13 protein-coding genes and 1 pseudogene are annotated in these 25209 nt (G+C 47.8%); 8 read left to right on the top strand and 6 right to left on the bottom strand.

All coding sequences use genetic code 11. From position 1 onward, the window contains the following. Nucleotides 1-13 precede the first annotated feature (13 nt). Both ACRBG0_RS23370 and ACRBG0_RS23365 read right to left on the bottom strand, forming a co-directional pair. Complete coding sequence (locus tag ACRBG0_RS23370) at nucleotides 14-1684, bottom strand: FAD-dependent oxidoreductase (protein WP_431489261.1); 1671 nt, start codon at nucleotides 1682-1684, stop codon at nucleotides 14-16. A 31-nt stretch (nucleotides 1685-1715) separates the two neighbouring features. Next, the gene (locus ACRBG0_RS23365; protein WP_431489260.1) at nucleotides 1716-3128 is read right to left on the bottom strand and encodes an ATP-binding protein; all 1413 of its coding nucleotides are present in this window, start codon (nucleotides 3126-3128) and stop codon (nucleotides 1716-1718) included. A gap of 297 nt (nucleotides 3129-3425) precedes the next feature. Here ACRBG0_RS23365 and ACRBG0_RS23360 point away from each other — a divergent pair, with 297 nt between their 5' ends. From ACRBG0_RS23360 to ACRBG0_RS23340, 5 genes and pseudogenes are all read left to right on the top strand, one after another. Continuing rightward, nucleotides 3426-3998 carry a phage tail protein gene (locus ACRBG0_RS23360; RefSeq protein ID WP_431489259.1) on the top strand — a complete coding sequence of 191 codons (573 nt, stop codon included), beginning with the start codon at nucleotides 3426-3428 and terminating at the stop codon, nucleotides 3996-3998. A gap of 73 nt (nucleotides 3999-4071) precedes the next feature. Continuing rightward, complete coding sequence (locus ACRBG0_RS23355; protein ID WP_431489258.1) at nucleotides 4072-4650, top strand: phage tail protein; 579 nt, start codon at nucleotides 4072-4074, stop codon at nucleotides 4648-4650. Nucleotides 4651-4899: 249 nt separating this feature from the next. Further along, nucleotides 4900-6141: a T9SS type A sorting domain-containing protein gene (locus tag ACRBG0_RS23350; RefSeq protein WP_431489257.1), complete on the top strand. Its 1242-nt coding sequence runs from the start codon at nucleotides 4900-4902 to the stop codon at nucleotides 6139-6141. A gap of 55 nt (nucleotides 6142-6196) precedes the next feature. Continuing rightward, a pseudogene (locus tag ACRBG0_RS23345) lies at nucleotides 6197-6805 on the top strand (trans-sulfuration enzyme family protein); the annotation flags it as partial. Nucleotides 6806-6807: 2 nt separating this feature from the next. Then, nucleotides 6808-7370, top strand: a 563-nt coding sequence (locus ACRBG0_RS23340; protein WP_431489256.1) for a trans-sulfuration enzyme family protein, incomplete at its 5' end; no start/stop codon positions are given. On the opposite strand, the gene ACRBG0_RS23335 is transcribed toward ACRBG0_RS23340, so the two are convergent. Next, nucleotides 7371-9023 carry an aryl-sulfate sulfotransferase gene (locus ACRBG0_RS23335; RefSeq protein ID WP_431489255.1) on the bottom strand — a complete coding sequence of 551 codons (1653 nt, stop codon included), beginning with the start codon at nucleotides 9021-9023 and terminating at the stop codon, nucleotides 7371-7373. 484 nt (nucleotides 9024-9507) lie between these two features. Continuing rightward, nucleotides 9508-10683 carry an exo-beta-N-acetylmuramidase NamZ family protein gene (locus tag ACRBG0_RS23330; RefSeq protein ID WP_431489254.1) on the bottom strand — a complete coding sequence of 392 codons (1176 nt, stop codon included), beginning with the start codon at nucleotides 10681-10683 and terminating at the stop codon, nucleotides 9508-9510. Between the two features lie 122 nt (nucleotides 10684-10805). On the opposite strand from ACRBG0_RS23330, the gene ACRBG0_RS23325 reads away from it, so the two are divergent. The 3 genes from ACRBG0_RS23325 to ACRBG0_RS23315 all read left to right on the top strand — a co-directional run bounded on the left by ACRBG0_RS23325 (nucleotide 10806) and on the right by ACRBG0_RS23315 (nucleotide 12886). Then, nucleotides 10806-11624 (top strand): hypothetical protein, encoded by an 819-nt coding sequence (locus ACRBG0_RS23325; protein ID WP_431489253.1) that lies wholly within the window; start codon nucleotides 10806-10808, stop codon nucleotides 11622-11624. 140 nt (nucleotides 11625-11764) lie between these two features. Continuing rightward, nucleotides 11765-12142: a hypothetical protein gene (locus tag ACRBG0_RS23320; RefSeq protein WP_431489252.1), complete on the top strand. Its 378-nt coding sequence runs from the start codon at nucleotides 11765-11767 to the stop codon at nucleotides 12140-12142. Between the two features lie 147 nt (nucleotides 12143-12289). Beyond that, a complete protein-coding gene (locus tag ACRBG0_RS23315; protein ID WP_431489251.1) occupies nucleotides 12290-12886 on the top strand; it encodes a hypothetical protein in 597 nt (198 codons plus the stop codon). A 334-nt stretch (nucleotides 12887-13220) separates the two neighbouring features. Here ACRBG0_RS23315 and ACRBG0_RS23310 read toward each other — a convergent pair whose 3' ends face one another. After that, nucleotides 13221-14159 carry a hypothetical protein gene (locus ACRBG0_RS23310; protein WP_431489250.1) on the bottom strand — a complete coding sequence of 313 codons (939 nt, stop codon included), beginning with the start codon at nucleotides 14157-14159 and terminating at the stop codon, nucleotides 13221-13223. Between the two features lie 115 nt (nucleotides 14160-14274). Next, the gene (locus ACRBG0_RS23305) at nucleotides 14275-25155 is read right to left on the bottom strand and encodes an HYR domain-containing protein (RefSeq protein ID WP_431489249.1); all 10881 of its coding nucleotides are present in this window, start codon (nucleotides 25153-25155) and stop codon (nucleotides 14275-14277) included. Nucleotides 25156-25209 lie beyond the last annotated feature (54 nt).

Here is a 25209-nt window from a genome sequence, read left to right as displayed (position 1 = left end):
TAGTCGTTAAATTTTAAATTTCTGCCAGGTATTCATGGACAAACTTGATGGCCATAGCCCCTTCTCCTACCGCCGAAGCTACCCTGTTCATTGCGCCAGAGCGGACGTCTCCTGCTGCAAAAATACCGGCTTGGCAAGTCTCCAACAGCAAGGGCTCGCGTTCTAATTTCCAAAAACTATTGTAATCAGACCGGGTTCTTAAATCCCGGCCTGTGAGTAAAAACTTCTTATTATCCGACAGTAGATCTGCTGGCAACCAGTCAGTAGCTGGCTTTGCGCCAATAAACACAAACAAGGCATCGGCATGAACTTCGCGGGTACTCTCCTCCTGGCGGTTACGTAACACCAATGACTCCAAGTGCTCGCCGCCACAGGCTTTTACAATTTCTGTGTGCCCTACCACCTCTATGTTATCAATCTGGTTGATTTGCTCAATCAGGTAATGCGACATCGAAGACGATAAATCCGGGCGACGAATCAGTATGGTTACCTTTTTCGCGAACTTTGACAAATAGACGGCACCCTGGCCGGCAGAATTTCCACCGCCGACGACAAAGACCTCTTTGTTTCGACAACTCGTAGCCTCTGTAATCGCTGCACCATAGTAAACACCGGCTCCATTGAAGCGACTCGCACCTTCAGCCGGGAGGTGCCTGTATTCTACACCCGTTGCCAGGACAACACTTTTAGCGACAATGGTTTTGCCATCGCCCATCTCCAAGTGCTTGTAATTCCCCTCGATTTTGATGTTTTTGACCACCTGTGGGGAAAGAAACTCTACCCCAAAACGAGTGGCCTGCGTAATGGCCCGCCGTGCCAAATCCGCGCCACTCAGCCCACTAGGAAAGCCGAGATAATTCTCTATCCTAGAACTCGTCCCTGCCTGACCACCTGGCGCGCGACGCTCAATAAGCAAGGTCTTCAATCCTTCAGATCCGCCGTAAACGGCAGCAGCTAACCCTGCTGGCCCTGCTCCAATAATAGCAACATCATACAGCTCAGAATCCGCTACTACCCGCATACCCAATGCCTCTGCCAGCTCTGTCACCGATGGATTAGCCAAGGCTTTACCGTCTTCCAAAATGACTACTGGCAGATCTTTTCCACTTAGCTGATTGGTCAATAAAACCTCTGAGGCTTTCATATCTACATCCACATCCAGCCAGCGGTAAGGCAGTAATTGCCCTGAAAGGAAATCTTTGATCGCATGCGACTGTGGAGCATATTGATACCCCACGACCTTGATACCACTGAAAGCCGGTCTGTAGGCGCTTCGCCAATCTTCCAGCAGGTCATCTAACACCGGGTACAAGCGCTCCTCTGGTGGATTCCAGGGCTTCACCAGATAGTAATCCAGCTGCACGTCATTAATGGCCTTGATGGCGGCATTAGTGTCTGAGTACGCGGTCAGAAGTACGCGTTTTGCTTTCGGAAAAATAGCTTTTGCCTTTTCAAGAAATTCCACCCCAAGCATTTCAGGCATTCGTTGATCCGATAGAAAAAGAGCTACTTCTTCTCCTTTATTCTTCATTTCATCGAGTGCTTCCAGTGCTTGGCTTGCCGACTGGGTACTGATAATTCGGTAATCCTGCCGGTAACGATTCCTCAAATCACGCTTTATAGAACGCAAAACCTGCGGATCATCATCGACGGAAATGATGATAGGTTGTTTTTTATCTGCCATGTGTCTTCGTATTTTCGTGCTGTTCCTCAGCTTATTGTTTTATCGGCAAGCAAACAGAGAAAGTAGTCTTGCCTGGCACTGAGCTTACGTCAATAGATCCCTTGTGTTTTTCGACAATCCGGTAAGAGACTTCCAACCCAAGGCCGGTACCCTCTCCTACCCCTTTTGTGGTAAAAAACGGATCAAAAATATGGTTCATCACCTCTTCCGGAATACCGTGGCCGCTATCCGTTATTTCAACAATAGCATTATCACGCCTACGGAAGGTTTTGATATGCAGATGCCCATTTGGAGGCATAGCATCAATAGCATTATCAATAATATTGGTCCAAACCTGATTGAGTTCTCCTGGATATATTTCCACCGTAGGTAAGTCCCAGTCCAGGTCTTTGTCCAGCACTATTTGCTTTTGCTTCAATTTGTGCTTCAACATCATGAGGGTACTCTTAATTCCCTCGTGGATGTTTCGGGCTTCCATGCTGGACGACTGGTCCATGTGGGTATAGGATTTGATGGAACTCACCAGTTCTGCTATCCGCCCGGAGGCTTCTTTTATTTCTACTACAATTTTTTCCGTACTAAAAACACGCTGTGCCCACCGTAAAACTGGAGAAAGCGCATCTGGTGAAAGTACCTCGGCTATTTTATCCAAATCTTCTTCTGAAATCAGAAACTCTACGAAAGTATCTGCAAGGTCTTCCGCCTGCTCTACCTCGTGATCTTCCAGCCAATCGATCAGGTCATCTTTGCGACTTTCCTGCTCCATTAGAGACAAATCTTCGAAATGCCCCAACTGAGCAATCTTAGGGAAGATGATTTCATTGATTTGGTCGGTTTCCTCAGGGGTAATCTTCATGGTGATCACCTCCTTGAAGTCTTCCGGAGAATTGTGCAATCGGGAATAAAGCTCTTCAACACTACGGACAATCGCGGAGGCGGGGTTGTTTAATTCATGGGCCAAGCCTGCCGACAGCTTGCCCAAGCTCATCAACTTCTCGCTCTGTAGCCTTGTTTGGGTAAAATCTCGAATACGGTTAGACATGGCCCCTACCAAACGCTGGACCATCGCGTAGCTAACATTAACCATTTCGATAAAATAATCTTTATGTAAGCGTAACCCTGTTAATTTCTCCAGTACCGTTCCATGAGCTTTAATTATTTTCATCCGAGAAAAAGGTAGCAGACCTGTTAGTGAAGGAGCTTCCTCTACCCCTAAATCCCGAAACTCTCCTCCTTGGGGCATCTGGATTTTGTAAGCACCCGTTAATATCAAAAACATGTATTCAGCCTCCATCCCAGGAGTGAACAGTTCTTCGCCTTCTTCATAACAGATGTACTCACCTTTATCGACAATCCATTGCAAATCATCAGCAGGCAATCCGCTTAAGGTTTCGATTTGAGCAATCTGCTGTACCAAATCGGGTGTTTTTTCGAGAATCTTCATTAGATTAAAGGAATGGAAATTGAGAAATAGATGCCGGTTACCAGGAACAAACAAGAGAATTGGCCCAACAGTTTAACAGGGCCTTACATGAGCTACCTCAATAAGATAAATTCTTCTTCAGCTGAAAAGAACTTCTCTTTAACTTTTGTTCTTTTATCAGGATAATTACTATATTGGCACAATGAAAGGTGTTATTCCTTTTATCTCCCCTTAAAAACAAGTTTAGCAACACCTATGGTGAAGTCAATGTACTTTGCCCATTTAAGATATTTCTTTAACCTAATAAACCATATTCATATGGAACCGATGATTGGTGAAATCCGCATGTTTGGCGGAAATTTTGCACCCCGTAGCTGGGCTTTCTGCGAAGGACAACTGCTCGCTATTTCTCAAAATCAAGCTTTATTTTCGATCTTGGGTACTACTTATGGTGGTGATGGACGGACGACTTTCGCACTACCTGACCTACGTGGCCGTACAGCGATTTCCCCTGGCACAGGCCCTGGTCTTTCTACTTATCGTCTTGGACAAAGAGGTGGTGTAGAAACCGTAACACTTAACACCACACAGATTCCTGCTCACAACCACATTGCCCAAGCGACTATTGCTGGCAACGTCAATGTTGCTTCTAATACAGAAACTGCAAATTCTGGTGAAGCGGCAGGAAATGTACTCGGAGAAGCAGGTGCTAACATTTACAACAATTCTCCGGCAGAACCTTCCGAAGTACTCGGCGGCGTAAGCCACAATTTGTCTGCTAGTGTTCAAGTTGGCATGAACGGTGGTGGCCAATCGCATGAAAACAGGTCACCTTACTTGGCTGTATACTATATTATTGCGCTACAAGGCATCTTCCCGTCAAGAAACTAAATCATTTCTCTTAACCTAGCCAAAATTATGCCTCCGCAAGGAGCGTATATTTTGTCACTAAAAGCTATATATCATGGCTCAACAAGGCTTTTTAGGAGAAATCCGCATGTTTGGCGGAAATTTTGCTCCTCGTAGCTGGGCACTTTGTGAAGGACAGTTATTGTCTATCGCACAGAACACTGCCCTTTTTTCCATCTTAGGCACTATTTACGGTGGCGATGGACGAACCACTTTTGCACTTCCTGACCTCAGGGGTAGACGTCCTATTTCATCAGGAACCGGGCCAGGTCTATCTACCTACCGGGAAGGTTCACGGGCTGGACAAGAAAATGTAACGCTTAATATTTTACAGCTTCCCTCCCATAACCATACTGCACAAGGAACCGTTGCTGGTAGTGTCAATATTGCTTCCAATACGGAAACTGCCAACTCTGGTGAAGCGGCAGGAAATGTACTCGGAGAAGCAGGTGCTAACATTTACAACAATGCTGCGGCAGAACCTTCCGAATTACTCGGTGGTGTAAGCCACAATTTGGCTGCTAGTGTTCAAGTTGGCAATACCGGCGGCAACCTAGATCACGAAAATCGGATGCCTTATCTGGCAGTGAATTATATTATTGCTCTGCAAGGGACTTTCCCTTCCAGGAACTAATAATCCTTACCGTAATATCTGACCATTGAACCGGGAGGCTGTACAGCCTCCCGGTTTCATCCTCTCCTTTAGGGCTGTTTTTATCAGCTCATCTTGCATTCGCATTCCTCCCCTTAAATAGATTTCAACAATGTTCTTTGTTCCGCTAGCCGGAGCAAGGATTTACTACGTTTTGTACCCTCCTTGCAGCGTCGCTAGCAAGAAGGGAGACGTATGCCTGTAACTTTTTTAACCTAAAACTATATTCAAATGAAAAATTTATTTCTTGTAACTGGTTTAATTCTATTGTTTAATGCGAAGCTTTTTTGTCAACAGGATGGCGTAATTGATGATCCTGGAGATTTGGCTTTTGTCGGTTACTCTGGCATTGACGCAAGTGATGACGGGTTTTCTTTTGTTTTATTCGATGATGTCCCTATTAATGCGCAGGTGTTTTTTACTGATGAGGAATATAATAGTTCAAATAGTAACTTCGGTACAGGTGAAGGAGATGTAACCTGGACTAACAATACAGGTGCAGTGATTAACAAGGGTACTGTTGTTAATATCACTGATCCCTCTGATAATGATTTAGGTATATCCGCCGATATTGGTACTGCTGCAGAAACAGACTCCGGGTTTGGTATTGGCCCAACTGAAGTCTTGTATGCCTTTATAGGCACCAGAAATAGCCCTACAGTAATTTCGATGATCAGAGTGGGAAATAATACCGGAGGTATTCCAGCTAATTTAACAGTAGGCACTACTGCTATACTTATACTGAATCCGGACTTAGATGACACCTTTCTATATATGGGTCCAGAAAACTGCAATGGTACTCTAGAAGAGTGCCAGATGGAAATTTACGACCTGGCCAACTGGATTGACAATGACGGAAGCGGTTTTCCAAATAGTGGTTTTGGTCCATTTACTGGAAGCACTTTTGGAGCTCCCCTCCCCGTAGAGTTCACCTCTTTCACTGCTCAAACCGACCGCGCGGGTGTACTTCTCAAATGGCAGACAGCCAAGGAAGAAAACAACGACTACTTTCAAATAGAGCACAGTATTGATGGCCGTAACTTCTCTACCTTGGGTAAAGTTGAAGGCAATGGTACTACCAATAATTTCTCAAATTATACTTTCCTTGATGAAAAACCTGCTGCTGGCATCAACTACTATCGCCTCAAGCAGGTAGACTACGACGGTGCATTTGAGTACAGCGATATTGCCAGTGCACAATTTGGAGATGGCTCGGCTACGGTAGTGGTTTACCCCAACCCATTTAGTGATCAACTCACCTTAAGTTTGCCTACTGGCAGCGACATCAATGACCGGGCATCCAACCCTGTTTTGAAAATCACCAACCTTCACGGTCAGGTAGTTAGGCAAGAAGTTATCGTATCCACTCCTAATTATTCGCTGAATTTAGGTGATTTAGTCGCAGGTACTTATATCCTTCAAGTTTACCAGGATGGGCTAGTGCGTACAACCCAACGTTTGGTTAAGTTCTAAATCAAGATAACACAACTGTTTGTACCTTTAGGCCGCCACTAAAAGTGCGAACCACATGTCTAACGAAAAAGGATTCTCTACCAAGGCCATTCGTGGCCAAATGGATACGACCCATTACCGGGAGCATAGTACCCCACTGTTCCTTACTTCCAGCTTCACTTTTCCCAGTGCCGAGCAGATGCGCGATACTTTTGCAGGTGAAGAGGAAGGGATCATTTATTCCCGCTATAACAACCCTAGTGTCGACGAATTCATTCACAAGATGTGTTTACTGGAAGGTGCAGAAGCTGGTTTTGCTACGGCATCGGGCATGTCGGCGGTATTTAGTGCACTGATGGCGCTGGTGCGTTCTGGAGACCATATTCTCGCTACGCGGGCAGTTTTTGGATCGACGCACCAGATTCTCACCAGCCTGATGCCGCGTTGGGGGGTAAGTTACAGCTACGTTGAGCCCGATGAGCCTCAAAATTGGGACGCGGCCGTACAAGAGAATACCCGTATACTTTTACTAGAGACACCTTCCAACCCCGGGCTGGCCCTGGTAGACCTGGAAGCCGCAGGGAAGTTTGCCGAAAAGCACCAACTCATTCTGATGGTCGACAACTGTTTTGCCACGCCTTATTTGCAAAGACCTATAGAATTTGGTGCCCATCTCGTGATGCACNNCCGCTACGAAATGGATCGACGGACAGGGGCGCTCGCTCGGTGGGGTCATTTTGGGTAACCAAACCTTGATGGACGAGATTATCTTTTTCTGTCGCCACACAGGGCCGGCGCTTTCTCCTTTCAATGCCTGGCTGATGTCCAAGAGCTTGGAAACACTCACTGTACGGATGGACGCCCACTGTCGGCAAGCCCTCGCCCTGGCGGAATGGTTGCAACAGCAGTCTGGCGTAGCCGCAGTAAGCTACCCGTTTCTCCCTTCACACCCTCAGCATGAGCTCGCTAAAAAGCAAATGCGACTAGGCGGCGGCATCGTTACTTGTACGCTCGCCGGAGGGATGGACGCGGCTTTGGCGCTGGTCAACAAGCTGGAAATATGCAGCCGCTCTTCCAATTTGGGAGACACCCGTACGATCGTCACGCACCCTACTTCGACGACGCACTCCAAACTTACGGAGGCGGAACGACAAGCTGTGGGTATTACGCCTGGGCTGCTACGTATCAGTGTAGGTTTGGAAAATATCGATGATATTATTGGGGACTTTGCGCAAGCGTTGGGTCACTAACTACCTCACCACCACCTTGCTCACCGACACGCCATTGATTTGCACAATGTACATCCCCGAATGCCAGTCTGCCGCAGACAAATAACAGCGGCCACCGCTTTCTTTGCTTTGGTAGACGGTACGGCCTAGTAAATCCAGTAGGCGTAGCTCAATCATCATACCGCCATCCCATTCGATGGTCAGTTGGCCGTTGGTGGGATTAGGGTAGATTTCCAGCTGATAATCGGTCATTAATTCGCTGGCAGGAAGAATAAAATCACAGAAGGTAGAGTCTGGTGATTGTTCTATCCAAACCTCCCCAGTCAAGTCACGATCAGTGAAAGCTCCGTAATCCAGCGGGTATCGCGTCATTCGAAACGTGAGGTTGTTATTGATTTCCAGGACATCCCCTTGCGTAACGGGCTGGCCTCCCGTTAGGGGCACCAGGTATTCCCAAACCACTTCGTTGTCGGGCGATAGTTCAAAGGCGTAGCCATGGCGGCCATCCATGATCAATGCGTTACCATTGGGCAAAAACTGAATACTCGACAAGCCGGTAGAATACAATTGGGTAGGCTCTGGATGCTGAATTACGACATCAAATTCACTCGGTCCCCAGGTAGCACCTGTCATAGGATATTCGCCGGCGTACATATCGAAATTCAAGCTCAGCACATTAGCCGTAGAAAAATCAGCACCGACACGGTTGTTGAACAATGCCATCTTTCCATAGTAAGGGTGCGTGACAGGTAAAAGATCGTCTATTATGTGTACGTCATGTTGATAGAAAAGCTTTTGGTCTGCTTCTGTGCCTTGTTGGTAAGCAGCGGGATTGCCCCAACGGTACATCAGGTCTCCGCCACGGCCGCTCAAGCCACCGTTGGAGGTTGCTGCCTGTTCCGTTGAAGTAGAATGATCGATGATCCAAAACTCGTGAAAGGTAGGCACCGATAGAATAATCTGATCATTGAGTGGGTCGAAATCAATAGAATTGGTGTGCATCCAGTCGGCACCGCTATCATTGGTTTCCCAATTGACATTAACGCGTTCTGGGCGACTCCCTACAACATCAAAGTTCGACAACTCGGGTACAATGTCCTGAACGAGATGGTCCCAAACGTGCCATTCCCAGACGATCTCATCCGTGGCAGGATCTACTTCTATCACATAATCAGGCCATAGTTCGCCGTCACTCAGCAGGAAGGGGCTACGACCAACGGCCATTGCTTCTTCCATGGTTTTCTTTTCCCAAGCGATCATGAGGATCGTCCCTTGGGGCGTCATGGCGATATCGTGGTGAAGGCGATTGTTTTCATCGTTGCGTTCAAAGCTCCACAAGAGGTCATTATCCCAGGAGCGTATCTCTACAATGGCGCCACCGCCACCTGCCCAAATAGGGTTGCCTGCAACAGAAGCTTGGCGTTTGGTCTTCACCAAGCGACCATCGTCCAAGAGGTAGGCCGTATTGCCAGGGCGCCAATTCGGTTCATCCTCCCACACATGTACCACCTCTCCACAGTTATCGATGAGATAAACATTCGGTTGATTATGAGGATAGATCAAGTTGTAGCCAGCAAAGGTCTCCGTAGGCTGGTAAGAAAGCAAGCCTACGGTATTTTGTGCACCCAGTGTCAAGCTTAACACCAACAGGAAAAAGAAGTACAGTTTTTTCATAACATCATCCACTTTTAGCAAGCCTAAAACTAAGAAGGATATCGTGACTTGACAAGCATTCTTTCTTTTTCTCTCTTGCGATGGGCGATATTGTCAGCTAGCGATCTTATTAGGTGCGGGATGGGATTATTTCAATCGTATGATCGTGTTCTACGGTTGGGTTCTTCTCCCTTATTCTCGGTAATACTTCTTGCCCAAGTCAACGCAGCATTCTACTTATACTCCTACAAGGGCTAAGTTCGCTCCGAAAGGGTGGATTACAGGTTGCGCGGGGGGATACTGGCGGACTGAAGCCCGCGCAACCTAAACACCCCCACCCAGTGCGCAGGCCAGCAGGCCGAAGCTCGGGGTGCGGAGCAACCAAGGACAAGGGGCAGTAGTGGTACCGGAGGTAGGAACGAATGACCCGGTGCCGAGGAACGACGGCATGGCCCATAAACATGCGCTACTGTGTGAGCACAGTCGCCAGCACGAAACCATCCACTTAATACTGCAAGAATGGTGTCACTTCTTCTCTCCAATCCCTGGGGTTGGTCCACTCCTTTAGGCTTAATAAGCTGCTTTTCGGGTGCTCCTGCAAAAGATGTACGGTCGCCTGATCCCCCAGCAACAAGGCCAAGTGTCCCGTACCTGAAGGGTTGGCGTGTGTGGGGTAGGTTGCTTCGCTCAGATGATGGGCATAAAACCGCCAGAGGGTTGCAATGATAGCTAAACCTGTGGCAACAGGACGATACACCTGTGGCTCCGTAACCCTTAGTAAGGCTCCTTGACAGGATTCTCCTTGATAACGCCCACCTACAGGCGTATAAAAAACAGGCTCAAAAACAAGGCCGGGGAAAGCCAGCTCCTGTAAATAACCGACCAAGGAGGTTGCATCCAGCCAGGGCGCACCAAATTGCTGAAAAGGCGAAGGTGTTCCTCGTCCATCGTTCACATTGAGGCCTTCCATAAAACACAGGGCCGGATACGTCAATAATGTTTTGGGGCTGTTGATCGCCGGGGATGGTGCTACAAACGGCATTTGTGTATCCGAAAAAAAGAAGTCGCGCTGCCAGCCTTTGCAAGGAACGATCTCCAAGTCGAGGTTTTGCATATTGCGGCTGGCTTGCCAATACCGGGCCAACTCCCCCACCGTGAGGGAATGCCGAATAGGCATGGACCAACGCCCAATAAAGGAGCTTAACGCTTCTTCATCGAGCAGCGGCCCTTCGGCCAAAGCCAACTGACCGCTTAATGGGTTGATACGATCCAGTACCACCAGTTTTTTGTCCTGTGCACAACAAGCCTCCATCAGGTGAGAAAGCGTCCAGATATAAGTGTAAAAACGCACTCCGATATCCGGCAAATCAAAAAACACGGCATCTACTTCCTCCAACTCAGGGCCGAACCCCGGGCCGTAAAGGCTATAAACTTTCAGACCTGTAAGATGATCCAATTGGTGATGCTGCGCCTCTCCATCTGCTCCCCGAGCCGACAATCCGTGCTCAGGTGAGTATAAACATTGCAGATTATATTGCTGATTGAGCAGCGCGGTTCTTGTTGGTTCGCCTTCCAGCGTCAGTGCCGCATCATTGGTAACCAAGCCCCAGCGGGATGATTTAACCAAAGGAAAATTTGCGCTCAGCAAATGATCAATACCATTGTGTACAAGCTCCTTCATTGGTCAATATTACTAAAAATGAACGGTCATTGTCGTGATATTTCTATTGGGATAACAAAAAGTCGTACAATAATCAGACCTTAGTGAACGTCAATCCAATATAAACCATCCTTTACCTTACTATGCCTTACCGCCTTTTATCATTTGCCTTCATGGCATTGCTCTGCACGTCCCTATCTGCACAACAAATAAGTGGTATTTTTCGTGGCTCCGATGCGGCGATGGAATACGCTGAACAGCTAAGCTGGGAAGAGTTTGTAGCCAATAATAACAGCCTCAATGCCAAGGGGTTTCGCCTCACTAATGTAGAAACGACCGGCCAGGGCGAAGATCGCCGCTACTGGGGCATCTATACCGAGAGTTCGCTACCGGATACCCTGATCAAGACCAATAGCTGGGCCGATTTTGTTAAAGCAAAACGTGCGATGGCTGCAGCGGGTTACCTCCTCAGCAACGTCCAAGCCTACGCTATCAGCGAACTAGATGCGCACTACATTGGCGTTTGGTACAAAAATGAAACAGATACTCCACACAAAATCTGGAAGCTGGACAGCCCTGAAAGCCTGCGCACCAGAACGGAGGACATGGCCAAGCAACAGTTTTACCTTCAAGAAGTAGAAGTTTATCTGACCCCTAGTGGTACAGCCAACTACTTAGCCATCTACCACTATTCACTCATTCCGGTACGCAATTACGTCTATATCAATTCCGACGAAGATACTTTCAATAAAGACCTGTGGCAGCGCCAACGCAGCAAAGTCCGCCTTGTAGATTTTGAGCGTTTCACTGCCAAGGAGGGTAGTTACTTCCTGGGCGTTTACCAACCCGGCACCTACGACAGCCAATTCATTCTACAACAACGGCGCGATGATTTCAACGGCACCTGGGAACAGCTGGAAAAGAGCAAATTGAAGCTCGTAAGCTGGGAAATTCGGGATTAGGTGTTTGTGAAGCATTAAAAATGAACGTACTAAATATCCATACAAGGCAAATAAACAAGTCCAAAGAGGAGGTTTTGAACTTGTTCGCTACACTTTCTCAAAAAGGCGATAAAATGTGGCCCTGGGAAAAGTGGCCTCCTATGAAGTTCAAAAATGGATTAGCCATAAACTCAGAAGGTGGGCATGGACCAATAAGATACATCGTGGTCGACTATAACCCCGAAGAGTTTGTTGAGTTTGAGTTTCAAAAACCCAATGGTTTCAACGGTAGACACAAATTCGAAATAGTGACCTTGAGTGAATCTAAGACGGAAGTTAAGCACACTATTAAAATGAAAACGGCAGGGTTAGGAACCCTTGCTTGGATTTTCGCCATCAGGTGGCTACATGACGCATTGCTGGAAGATGCTTTTGATAAAATTGAGAGTCAACTCTGTAATATTCACAAGAGATCAGAATGGAATCCGTGGGTTAAAACACTTAGAAAAATATTAAAACCAAAGAAGAAAAACCAGTAGTTTGGACTTTGGCTGTTCGTATAAATACATTTACGCAATAACACGATCAGGTACAGAAATAGATGTTTTAGTCAAGCCTCCGTACAACCTCAAGCAAAAGCCGTAGCTTTAGGTGAACAATAACGCTCTTACCACTAAACCCAAACCATGCAAGTACTTAAGTTCCCTCTCAAGTTCACCTTCAAAATCTCTACCTTATCTAATGATTTCACGGCAACCGACGCCGGAGGTAACATCGTAGCCTACGTCAGGCAAAAGATGTTTAAGTTCAAGGAAGACATCCAGATCTTTAGTGACGAAAGCAGAACCAAACTCAACTATAGCATCAAGGCTGATCAATGGATAGATTTCTCAGCGGCCTATAGTTTCTTTGACCAAGGTGGGCAAGAATTTGGTAAAATAGCTCGCAAAGGATGGCGGTCGATGTGGAAGGCAGAGTACGAGATCATCGATCAGCACCAGCAAATTCAATACCACGTAAGGGAAGAGAATGGCTGGATCAAAGTGATGGATTCTATGCTGGGTGAAATTCCAATTCTAGGAATGCTTACCGGCTATTTTTTCAACCCCTCCTATCTCGTTACCAATAAAAGCGGGCAAGCGATTGTCAGGCTATCCAAGCAGGCTTCCTTTTGGGGCAAAGAGTTTCTTCTCGAAAAAGTCGGGCCTATGGATAACGATGATGATGATCGCATCATGCTGGGCTTGATGATGATGATTCTGTTGGAACGTAGGCGGGGGTAAGGGTGCAGCACCGTGCCATTCGTATAAATACATTCATGCATTTACACTGCGTTCGTGGAATAACTCCAACTAGTGCCCTGTCAAACTTAAAACGCTCATTTTAGGGGTCGGCGAAATTACTGATCCTACATTTTGCGAAATGACATTTCAATATGGGCCGTAGCTGCGCTGCGCTGGCTACCGGTTCTTCCGTTCCTAGTGCTTCACTTTGCTACGCACTACCACTACACCACCTCGTCCTTAGTCCCTCCGGGCCTCGGGCTTAAAGGCTCCGCCTTACGCACTTGGTGATCCGAGAAAACCCTAGCTTGAACTAAAACCAGTGCAGCAAGCACTAATTCCCCTGCGCACTGCCATTCACATCGCCCATTTTGATGCCGATAAAGTCGCCCGAAATAACGTCGTTTTCTTCTAAATCATCGAAAATAATCATTTCTGGAAAAGTCTCCTGCCAAGGGTTGGTCGGAGCAGGAAACAAGTAGGCCGCTGGTACAAATCGCCAGGAGGGCGCATTCGGAAAACTACCATAAACCCCTAAGATCAATTTCCGGATCTGGATAATATCAAGAATGGTGATCGTCCCAGACTGGTTGACATCGGCGGCAACCATGCGGTAAGGGCTGCCTAATGGCTGGGTACCCAAAATATGCTTGGTCATTAATACCACATCAAAAGTACTCACGCCATTCAATGGGTTATCATCACGTGAAGGGGTAACCACTAGGCTGTCGGCAAAAGAAAAGAAGGGATAAAGAAAGCGCCCATCTCCATTGGTGACAAAACTTTCCTGGATGGTTCCCGTAATATCAATCTGTACATTTGCTACGGGTTCGTCATTTTCCGTCTGGATATTACCTGCAATAGGATCGCCCTGTGGATAGCATTCTATCGCTACCCCCATCTGAATCAATAGATAGGTTTCACATACTTGCACGGCGCCTGTGCCGTCCTGAAGAAATACCTGAACGACGGTAGTTTCTTCACCATCAGGATATTCGTACCAGAAAGTATCGCGCCCGGTAAACTCCGGCGTAAACCCTTCGCCAGCCGCCGCTATTTCATCTGTACTATAAATGGCCAGACTTACCGGGCCAGGGCAGGTCGCTAAATCGCTGGTGATAAAATGACTGACTGGAATCGGCCACCTGCATTCCCCCGTTTCCGTTGGGTAAGGCGTATAAGTAACAGGCGCACAAGTGAGGGTTGGACAGTCTTGTGCATGGAGCATACTCACCAGCAAAATCGCGGCAATCAGTAGAGAGAAACGTGTCATAGGATTATGTTTAAAGTAAAGAGAAAGCTTCAATTTTTAAATATAACACATTTTAAAAAAGAACACCCCAGACTTTGACCAAAGCCTGGGGTATTCCACTTCGTTTTACAATTCTTTACTTCACCACAACCATCGTTTTACTCGCCTGATAATCACCAGCTTGCAAGGTGTAAGTCAACACACCGGTATAGCCTTGTAATTGTTGCTTGGTGAGCTTGAAATCATGGTAGCCTTCGGTACAATCTTTCTTTAGCAACAAGATAATTCGTCCGCTAACATCTTGCACCGTAAGTGTAGCTTCCAATGCTTCCGGCAGGTAGAATCCTATCATCGACTCACCCTGGAAAGGGTTCGGCGTATTCTGGTACAGCGCAAACTCTGCTCTCGGCCAGCTACTGTCCACAAATTGGAGGCCCAAATCATGTATCATATCGACGCGGTAAGACTCTGCTACCGTATAGCGACTACTGATTTGTAAGCCATCACTCAGGCGTTGATCAGACATCGCGCGTACCACCAAGCTAAAGAGCACATCCGTTGGCAACAAGTCCGGATGACCTTCTCTTTGGTTCCAAGACATAGTCACCCATCCATTTTCAGCATCCTGCAAACCAAAGTTCGCCGCAGAAGTCAGCGTGTGCTCAATGGTGATGAGTTCCAAGTCTTCCAGCTGTAGCGTCCCTTGAAAACCGCTCATGCCTGTCGCCGTTCCTGCCATCACTGCAATGGTGTAAACATTTCCTTGCAGCAGGTCGGCATTTTCGATTTCCAATTGCAGCTCTTCCTCCAGGGTACGATCATCGCTACTCAGCGCATTCGCCTGCGCGCTGCCATTCACATCACCGATTTTTACGGCTACGAAGTCGGCATCATTGATGATAGTACTGATATTGTTGATGCTGATCAACTCTGGGAAGACCTCCATCCAAGGATTAGTAGGCTCCGGGAAAACGTAATCCTGATCGACAAATCGCCAACTGGTATTGTTAGGAAACTCGGTCGTGATATTCAGTATCAACTTACGCAACTGGATCAAATCCAAAGTTGTAATCGTACCAGAGTGATTCACATCTGCCGCAATCCGCTTGTAAGGACTGTTCAGCGGTTGTACCGCCAAAATGTGCTTACTGATCAAGATAATATCGAAAGTAGAAACCCCATTCAGTGGATTCGCATTGGAATACGGTGTCACAGAATAATCCTGCCCCGCTTCGAGACTCGCAAAAGCGTAAGCACCATCATTTCCGGTCGTCATCGTAGAAGTGTTACCTCCACTTAGATTCACCTCTACAGCAGCTACGGGTTCCGCATCTTCCGTCATTATCACCCCGGCGATCGTCGCATTTTCACCGCTTGAACAGGAGGGGTCACCTAGCTGTACCAGCACGTAGGTTTCGCAATATTCAAAATTGCCAGCCGCATCAATCGCATAGATGTAGAGCACTGTCGTTTCCTCATCAGCAGAGGTGAGCACGAGTCCCGTTCGAGCAGGATCAGGCACAAAGCCTTCCCCAGCTGCTTCTACCTCCGTTGCCCGGTAAATAGCATATTGCAGCGGGCCGGAACAATCCTCTACCGGGCTGCCCAGGTAGTCGGTTGCCCAAATAGCTGCCGCACAATCGCCTTCGGGTGTAGGCATCAGCGTTGCTGTCAATCCGTTCAAACAGATCGGGGCCGTAGCCACACAATCATTGACTTGGAAGGTGGTATAATGGCTCACCGTATTGCCACAACCATCCGTCAGTACGACCCGTAGTGCATGTATACCGATAGGGTGAACACCGCTATAAGTAAGGATTCCCGCACCATCATAAACCGACTGATCGGTAACAATGATATCCGTAACGAACTCATTCGACTCTATCACTCCGTTTCCGTTGGCATCTACAGCATTGTTATCGGTTTCCACCGAAATAATTTGCAAGCCGTTGAGGCCACAATCATCCGTGATGCTGAGGCTTAGCGTTACCAAAGTATCACAAGCAGGCGTTGCGCAGAATTCCAGCGCACCACTGTCTTCGATGATCGGAGCAGTGTTGTCGTATACTTTTACAAACTGGTAATACTTCCAGTGACCACGATCCAGCAACTCACGAATGTTGCCGTTGGTATCGTCGTTGTCTGTATCAATTACAGCTTCACTGCTTCCTCCTCGACGATAGACCCAGAAAGCCTCGCCAGGTTCATTGTCATTGTCTTCATCACGCGAAAGGTTTGCCGCTGGCACTTCACCGTCCCACACGCACCAGTTGATGATGGTGTAAGGAATACGAAGTTTGTAACATTCGTCTGCCGAAGCTGGGTAGATTTCCGGTTCACCAACATTTACAACCAATACGTCGCAACCATTAGCGAAGACCTCTACTTCGTCCCAGCTTACCGTTCCGTCCGTACAGGCAGCATCACCATCCGCAGGGAAGGAAATCGCATAATCATGGACTTCCTCTATCGTGATGATTTGACTACAAGTATTCACAGAAGACAGTACTTCATCAATGTCTATGGTACCATTGCCGTTGGCATCTCCGTTCCATTGCCATGCCGCGAAACGGCGTGTAATGGTTCCCCATCCACAATCGTTGATCTGGATATTCGGGGCACGTTCTACCAGCGTATCAACCGTACAATTGTCAATACCCGTTGGGCCACCAAAGAGGTCATTCATCATCAGTGATGTTGCGGCAAAATCATTTGCGTAAGCATCTTCTATATCACCGCTAAAGAGCAATGGCCATTCCACACAAGTGACCGTCTGATCCAGAGGAGCCGTACAGAACGGAGCCAGCTTGTCTTCGATCAACACCTCCAACCAACAGGTATTGGTATTGCCTTGCAAGTCCGTCACCAGTAGTTCCAGCAGTACTGTTTCATTGAGGTCACAGCAGCTGAAGAATTGCTCTTCATCCCATGGAGAGAAGTAATCAGCCACTTCACTACAATTCTCTGGATCGCGGGTAAACTCACGGCGTATCGCCAAGCTTACGGGGCCACAGGCATCATGGCTACCTTCGTCTAAATCTTCGGCAGTAATGCGGGCAACCCCTTGGCCACCCAAGCTGATTTGCAATAGATCATCACAAGCTGCTGTAGGCTCGATCAGGTCTTCTACCGTCACATCATAGCTACAAGTGGTACGGCGATTGCATTCATCGCTGACGCGGTAAGTAATCGTATACGTGCCAGGAGCCAAGTTGCTCAAGGTGTAACTACCATTCTCAAAAGTAAGTGCTCCTCCACTGACCGAAACGGTGTAAGTGGTATTGGAACAACCATCATTCATCATCAAGGGTGCAGGAATAGGATAGTAAGCCGTGCAGGTCAACGGACTGGTACTGATAATCAAGTTATCCGGACAAGCCACCTGTGGGTCCTCCTGGTCCAGTACGCGAATAAGCTGTATATGCTCGCGAGGGTTCTCCCCTACTACGACTGGCAAACAGGTGTTACGCACCTTCCAGGTACGCAAGATTTCGTAGCTGCCTGCACAGATATTGTAAACTTCATCCGTATACAAGTAAGATGCACTACAGTTATTGACACCGAAGACATCCGTACTTCCGTTCAAAGTTGGGTAACCCGTCGAATCCGGATGGGTCAACATGGGATTCGCGGCTACGTCCGAACAACTAAGTGCTGCAAGGCTCACCCCATCACGATCTGCCGGGAAGACAATTTCTTCCAGATCGAAAGTCTCCACCACAATATGCTGTACACAACTGGTGCTATTGCCTGAGGCATCTGCTACCGTCCAGGTACGATCAATAACCAGGATCGTGTCGGCACAAGTGCCGTTTTCCTGCACCAAATCCTGGTAAGAGATATCTGCTCCGCCCAATGCACAGGAAAGAAGTACGGGCTCACCGGTAAAGGCTGGTGTTGTCAACTCAATACAACTCAAAGTCGTATCTGCCGGGCATTCAAAGGTAGGTGCCTCGTAGAAGCCTACATTGACGTACCCCCAACAACATACATTGTTGATCAAATCACAAATCTCCACCACTACCGTTTGACCAATATGTTCATCCGTAACGAAAGGAGAAGACAGTAAAGGATTACCTTCAGGAGCATCCAGCAAAGTCAGTTCGTAGTTTTCGTAACAGTAATAATTGTTACCGGTAAGAATCATCTCAGCCGTGATTTCCCGTGTACAATCCGGGCCAAGTGACACATTGATTTGCTCAATACAAGCCATTGCCGGATCTACCGGAATGTACTCCAACACCGTAACCGTATAAGTACACGTCACTGGGTTACCTGCAGCATCCGTAACCACAACGGTCACCATCGTTTCCCCGATGGGTAACAAGGTGTTGAACGATGGTGTAGCCACTACGGTATACTCGCCACAGTTATCGGAAACATCCAAGTCTAGCGGCGTATAAGCGGCCTCACACTCTCCGGGGCCTAGTTGGATAACCACATCGTCTGGACAATTCACCATGGGCGGCTCTTCATCATTGACGGTAACCTGGAAGCCACATTCGGTGACATTACCAGCGGCATCGGTAAGGGTATAGTTTACGCTCGTTGTCCCAACTGGGAAGTTAAACGTCGTCAGTGCACCCCAGCTGCTTACGGCTAGCTGACCGTTGCTCAACAATACGCCGTCTTCTGAAACGATCATTTGCTGAATCGTGCCATCAGGGCAATTATCGAAGAAGATCGGATGACGCCATTCAATCAAAGCACTGCATTCGCCAGGATCGTTGGCTATTGTAATATCAGGCTGGTCGTAGCTTGTTTGCAAACGTAGTTCAAGTGACCATCCTTCCAAGGTGATCGGATCTTGATTCAGACTACCATTGTGTCCCAAACGCAAGGTCCAAGTGCCATTGGCAGTTTGTCCAACGAATTGCTCCAAGCTATTTACAGGTGATAATTCTTCGCCAGCTCCCAATAAATTACAAGCTGAAAGAATCGAAGGAATCGAATCACTATCGAAGGTAATGTCCCATCCTGGTGCTGTACCACAGATGGCACTTGCTAGATCAATTTCCGTGCCGTTCGGGCTTATCAGACTTACGTCTAAATTACCAAAGGCGTTGGTCGTTCCGGTAAAGTGAAGGTTCACATCTGCCAGAAGGCCAAAATCAGTCACCAACAATGTGCTTTCTACACAATCGCCAGCGAAAAATTGTCCGCCGCTGAAATTATTGTAGACGAGAGCTTCGCCTTCCGCACCACAACGTGGGAATTCATTATCGCCAACAGTTACCATGAAGGTACAGCTGATGGTATTTGGAAGTTGTGATTGCAAGGAAGTCAACCCTCCATTATCCGCAGGCTGTGGCAATTGAGGGTTGAGGCTACCGATGGTCGTATTGCCACAAACGGCTGCTGCCACAAAATCGTCCGCCGTATTGGTATCCCAAACGAAAGTACGTATCGCACCACTGAGGGCGCCGTTGACCTGGCCACTCCAGTCGGCACTACTTACCGTTGCTAAAGTACCCAAGCCTACAGGGTTGAAGTTTCCAAGTACGGCAACATCAAGCACCGTTCCGCTGTGACTAATCACGTAGGCTGCTCCTTCTCCCGGAGTGAGGTTGACCGCTCCGGCAACATTAAAGAAGCCGTTAGCTTGATCGTCTGTTCCGTCACCAAAATGAATGGTAATCACTTCGCCCGGAGCCAATACCGTAAAGCGAGGTAAGGCTATACTTTCGCTACCTCCCGCATGGTGACGCTCGATACCGAGACAACTCACATCCATGCTGGCAGGGCCAAAGTTGGTTATTTCCAGAAAATCACCGTCAGGTGTGCCACTGGTAATAAAGGCAGGAACAGGTTCCGTACCTCCTACTGTCGCTTGCAGATCGTGCGTCATTTCCGTGATGAGCAGCAGTGGTTGGTCTTGCGCGAGGTATTCCACGGTAGTGGTGCCCAGCATAAATAACTCGCCACTGGCATCGGCCAAGCCATCCGTAATCGTATTCCCCATTCCATCTACCAAACGGTAAACAGTAGATAGGTTTTCATCACAATTATCCTGGAAACGTGGAGAGATATTGCTAACAAACGCGCCACATTCGCTCGGACTCACATTAACCGTCATATCCGCAGGACAGCCATCTCCGATGATAGCCGTAGGATCATCATTGTCGTTGATAATCACTTTGCGGGTACATACAGTGGTATTTCCAGCTGGATCAGTAGCCGTGAATTCGAGGATCGTCGTTCCTACTGGGAACATATCACCACTCGTCAGGCCAGTATCGTCGGTTTGGGTTACCACCACGCCAATCCCACAGTTGTCTATCGCTTCAGGTAAGCTGAAGTTGGCAAAATTGCTACATAAACCAGGCAAGCTGGTCAGTACCACATTGGGTGCAGGACAATTGAGGAAGGTTGGCGGTGTTTCGTCGATCAAAGTCAGTACAACACCACAGGTATCCGTATTGCCATTGATATCCACCACCGTCAAGACTACCGTAATCATATCGCCATCTGCAGTTCCAAAGAGCAAACCAGCGGCAGGCACTTGGAAAACGGTATCAATTGGCGCACAGTTGTCGATGGTCATTTCAGCCATCAGGTCAGGAATGATTCCTACACAAAGGTTTTCGTCAGCAGGAATATCACGGTCTTCCGGACATACAATCTGTGGAGCTGTATCATCAACGAGATTGACTTCATTGGTACAGATACTGAAGTTGCCATACTCATCCGTGACCCGTAGGTACACCGTGATGGGCGACATCAGTAAATCATCCAACCCAAAGGTCAATTCATCAGTATAAGTTATGTTATCCAAACTGATTTCGTAGATCAGGTCGGCGGGATCAGTACAGTTATCGGTACTTCCAGCATCAAGGCGATCGGGCGTAAGCACGTACTCACAATTGCTACCCACAGGAACAGTAATATCCTGACAAAGGATAGCTGGTACCTCCTTATCGTTGACACGAATAAAGAAGGAGCAAGTATCGGAGTAGCCCAGCATAGGCAAGGAAGGCACGCTGGTACGAATCAGTACTTCAGTAAGTCCGACATTGTACATCAGTCCGCTAGGTTGTCCAGCGATCCATGCGTCCAGAGCAGTATCCATTGCACCAGCGCCAAGTAGTTTGAATTCAATCAAGCTATCAGGCACACCAGCACAGGTGACAATCTCCGCAGGAGGAAAATTGACCGCCGCTTGGCACCAGCCCAGGTCGTTGTCGACGATAATAGTATCCGTCACTGCGGGGCAAATGATGCCTACGAAGCAATCTAGCGTTACGGGGGTTTCTTCCTCATCATTGGTAGGATCACCGTCACCATTGGGATCAGGATCACTACCATCTTGTGAATCATCGTTGGCGATCGTTCCGAAAGGAGAAATCGAATTGGCAAAGACCGTGTTCAGGTATGGCCCGGGGAAACCGCCAGGAGCTACTTTAACGGTAATATAAATCGCTCCTTCTTCATTAGGAGTCAGAATATCACCAAGCTCAATGAGGTTCAACTCATCGATACCGTTATAGCTGATATTTACAGCAAATTCTTCACTTTCAATACCTATTAGCATCCAGTCGGCGGCACCGGCAAAGGTTTGGGCGAGGTTATCATAAACACCCAATACTTCCAGGTTGACATCGCCAAAATTTTGAACACGCACCTCGTAGGTAATTTCAAAATAGCCGTCGGCACGTAAAGTAGGCCCTTCACTCACCCGTTTGGCAACACCGAGGAAAGGATTCTCTTCAAAATCAACCACAGTAGGCGAGAATTCATTAGGGTTGTTGTCTCCGTTGGGGTCAGGCTGCGTACCATCGACTGAAGCATCAAAATACGTCATTCCATCGGGGGCGATACCACTTAGGGTTGCATTATTGAAAAACGGACCAAGGTTGCCTCCACAATTCGTGATATGTAAACTGAGGTTGACGGAACCATCTTCGCCGGGTTCCAAAACATCAGTCCCCGTCAATAATTCAATATCATTGATACCATCGAAGAAATCGTTATTGGTATCAAACTCACCAGAAGTGAGAAGCGTAACTTCAATTTCACAAGTTTCCGGGAAAGTAGCTCTCAGGTTATCCTGCAAACGCAAACCCGTAAAGTTGACCGTTCCAAAGTTTTGGATATTAAACTCGTAGGTAACATCGTAGCTGCCGTCTGGATTGATCTGCGCAAAAATGAGGTCTTTGGCTACACCTAGGTTCACCACTTCTTCGAAGGTTACAGGTGTGCCGCTTTCCTCATCAGGAATTCCGTTGCCATCAGGGTCAGGGTCTACGCCCCAATTGGAGGTATCCGTGATGTGGGTACCATCGCCTTGTACGGCATCGGCCTCTGCATAATTGACAAAAGGACCGTTGTTGATGCCACAAGCACCAACCGTGATGGTCAATAAAATTGAGCCTTTGTCTTCCGCTTGTAATACATCCGACCCCAACAGTAAATTGACATCTGTCAATCCATTGAAGTTCACGTTAACCAAATAATCATCACTGGTGATAATCACATTGGTAATAGCACAAGGGGCAGGGAAGGTTTCAAAGAGATCATCTGTCACTTGAAGGCTGTCCAAATCAACAGTACCAAAGTTTTCTACGTTGAATTCGTAAGTAATCGTCGCAGAACCATCAGGGTTATTCACTAAGCTCACTACTCGCTTAGCTACACCAAGGGAAGATACTTGCGTGATAACCAGGTCGGCTTCAGTGGTCATGTCGTTGCCACACTCATCCGTTACCGTAAAGGTCACCGGAATAACACCACCTGTCGCACACAAGGCTCCTGCCGCTGATAGGTCGAGATCATTGGTCCAAGTCAGGTTACCACAATCATCCGTTGCGGTAGCATTGCCATTAGCATCCAGCCATTCCAATAATTCGGGGGTCAGGATATCGCCATCCATACAAGTAATGGTAAGGTCATCTGCTTCCATCGTAATCACAGGGTCAGTCGTATCTTCGATGATGAAGTCAGCATCGGTACTTGCCGTATTACCACACAAATCACTTACGGTGAAGCGATAGGTATAGGTAACCGTTTCTCCACACATTTCCACGGTTTGCAACAGCTCGTTGGTCCAGACCAATTCCAGATCAGTGCTACAGCTTCCATTGTCTGTAGCAATAGCACCACCAACAGTACCTAACCAGTTTGCTAACTCCATAGCGTTACCGCTGCCATCACATTCTACCACTTCGTCCATTGCTGCCGTTGTAATTAACGGCGGGCTAGCATCTTCAGCATAGTTAAAGAATTGTTGGCAAACAGTTTCGTTACCGGCCAAATCGATAATGGTGTAAGTTCTAGTAACGATCTTCATACCGTCGTCCGGGCATACAGAATTGCCATTTCCTAAATCTACTGCGCTTATCGCAAAATTGGCAATCATAGCCGCATCGGCACAATCATCAGTCACAGTTCCCCCCAAGGCCATGAATTCCGTAATATTGGTCGCAGCAAGTGGCAAAGGATCGTCACAGCTCAAATCAACATCAGCTGGACAAGAAATCACCGCAGGTAAATCCTGAACCGTGATGTTTACGGTATACACATTGCTACAACCATTCGGGTTATTCAAGGTGTAAGTCACAGGGTAAATTCCAAGCGCATTGAAACTAAAGGTTGCTCCCGTCCCATTGCCATTGTCTGTAACCCCTGTTCCGGTAAACTGTCCTCCCGTTTCAGCAGGTGTCAGCATCACCACTTCATCAAGACACGGAAACAGATCACTCACCGTAAAGCTTGCGTCCTGAGCAGTTCCATCACTTACCATTATTTGTACTTCGTAAATTTCCTCACAAGTACCCGTTGGTGTTGTTCCACAAACTTCGTAGGTAATGGTCTCCGTGAGTCGAAGAATGACTGTTCCTATTCCAGTTATCTGAATTTGGCCTGTTGTTGCGTTAAGCAAAGTAGCGGGGCCACTTTGTACACTAAATACCCGAGCTACCGCATCTGTGTAAACAGGGCTATTTACCACCGGATTGTAGATATGTGTCATCGGGTCATCTCCATCTGACCAACATACTTGATCCTGAATATCGAAACTTGGCTGAGGCTGCTCACTTATCAAAATGTAAGCAGTAGCTTCGTCGGCACAGGTAACATCAGCACCCGCAAAGGCATTGACAGTATATGTAATTTCGTAACAACCAGGCTCTTGGTAAACCAAAGCTTGGCCGCTAATCACAGCGTTACCGGTAGCCGTACCTAAAGTGAATGTTCCGCCTGGCGTAGTTCCTGTAGTAAACAAGCTACTCAGTGAAATACTTCCACCCGGCTGCACCAAGCAAGCTAAATGAACATCATTCAAAGCAGCGCTCACCGGGCCGAACACTTCTACCGTATGTGATTCTACCGCTGTACAGCCACTGCCATTGCTCACCGTATAGGTGATCGTGTAAAGGCCTGCGCCCGTACTTGGTGTAAAGTTGTAGTTCGGATGCGTGCCGCTAACACCACTGCCGGTGAACACACCGTTAGCTTCACCAGTGACCAGCAGATCAAGATCAACAACCGCATCGTCGGTACAAAGCGGGCCGAAGGTCGTCCAGCTCGCGTCTACTGCCTCATTCGTTTCGGTGATGATCAGCGTTTGGCAGACTTCTACCACACAGTCGCTTGCAGCGTAAAGGTTACATGAAGTATGAGCAATCGTTTCTTCCAGACAGATCGTTGTCGTGCCACTGCCGATGACCGTTACAACGCCCGTCATGGGGTCGATCGTCGCGGCGGCGGGGTTGCTGCTGCTCCACGCGCGAGCTACACTGCTCGTGTAAACAGGGGAGTTCACAAGTGGCGTCAAGGTCGTTGCCGTAACGCCATCCCAACACAGTTGATCCGTCAGGTCAAAGCTTGGTTCGGGTTGCTCCTGGATGTAGATATAAGCCGTGGCTTCGTCTGTACACGCTACGTCGGCTCCCGCAAAGGCGCTCACCGTATAGGTCACTTCGTAGCAACCGGGGCCTGTGTAAGTAAGTGTATTTCCGGTAACGCCCGTACCACTGAAGCTTCCGCCAGTAGTCGTTGTTGCCGTAAACAGCGTAGACAAACTGATGTTGCCCACTGGATCGGTGACACAACCAAGGTTCAGGTCATTCAAAGC

Origin of the sequence: Lewinella sp. (genome assembly GCF_050633125.1) — a bacterium.
GTDB lineage: Bacteria > Bacteroidota > Bacteroidia > Chitinophagales > Saprospiraceae > Lewinella.
The sequence above is the reverse complement of the archived record's forward strand: the minus strand, read 5'-3'. Positions and strand labels throughout refer to the sequence as shown.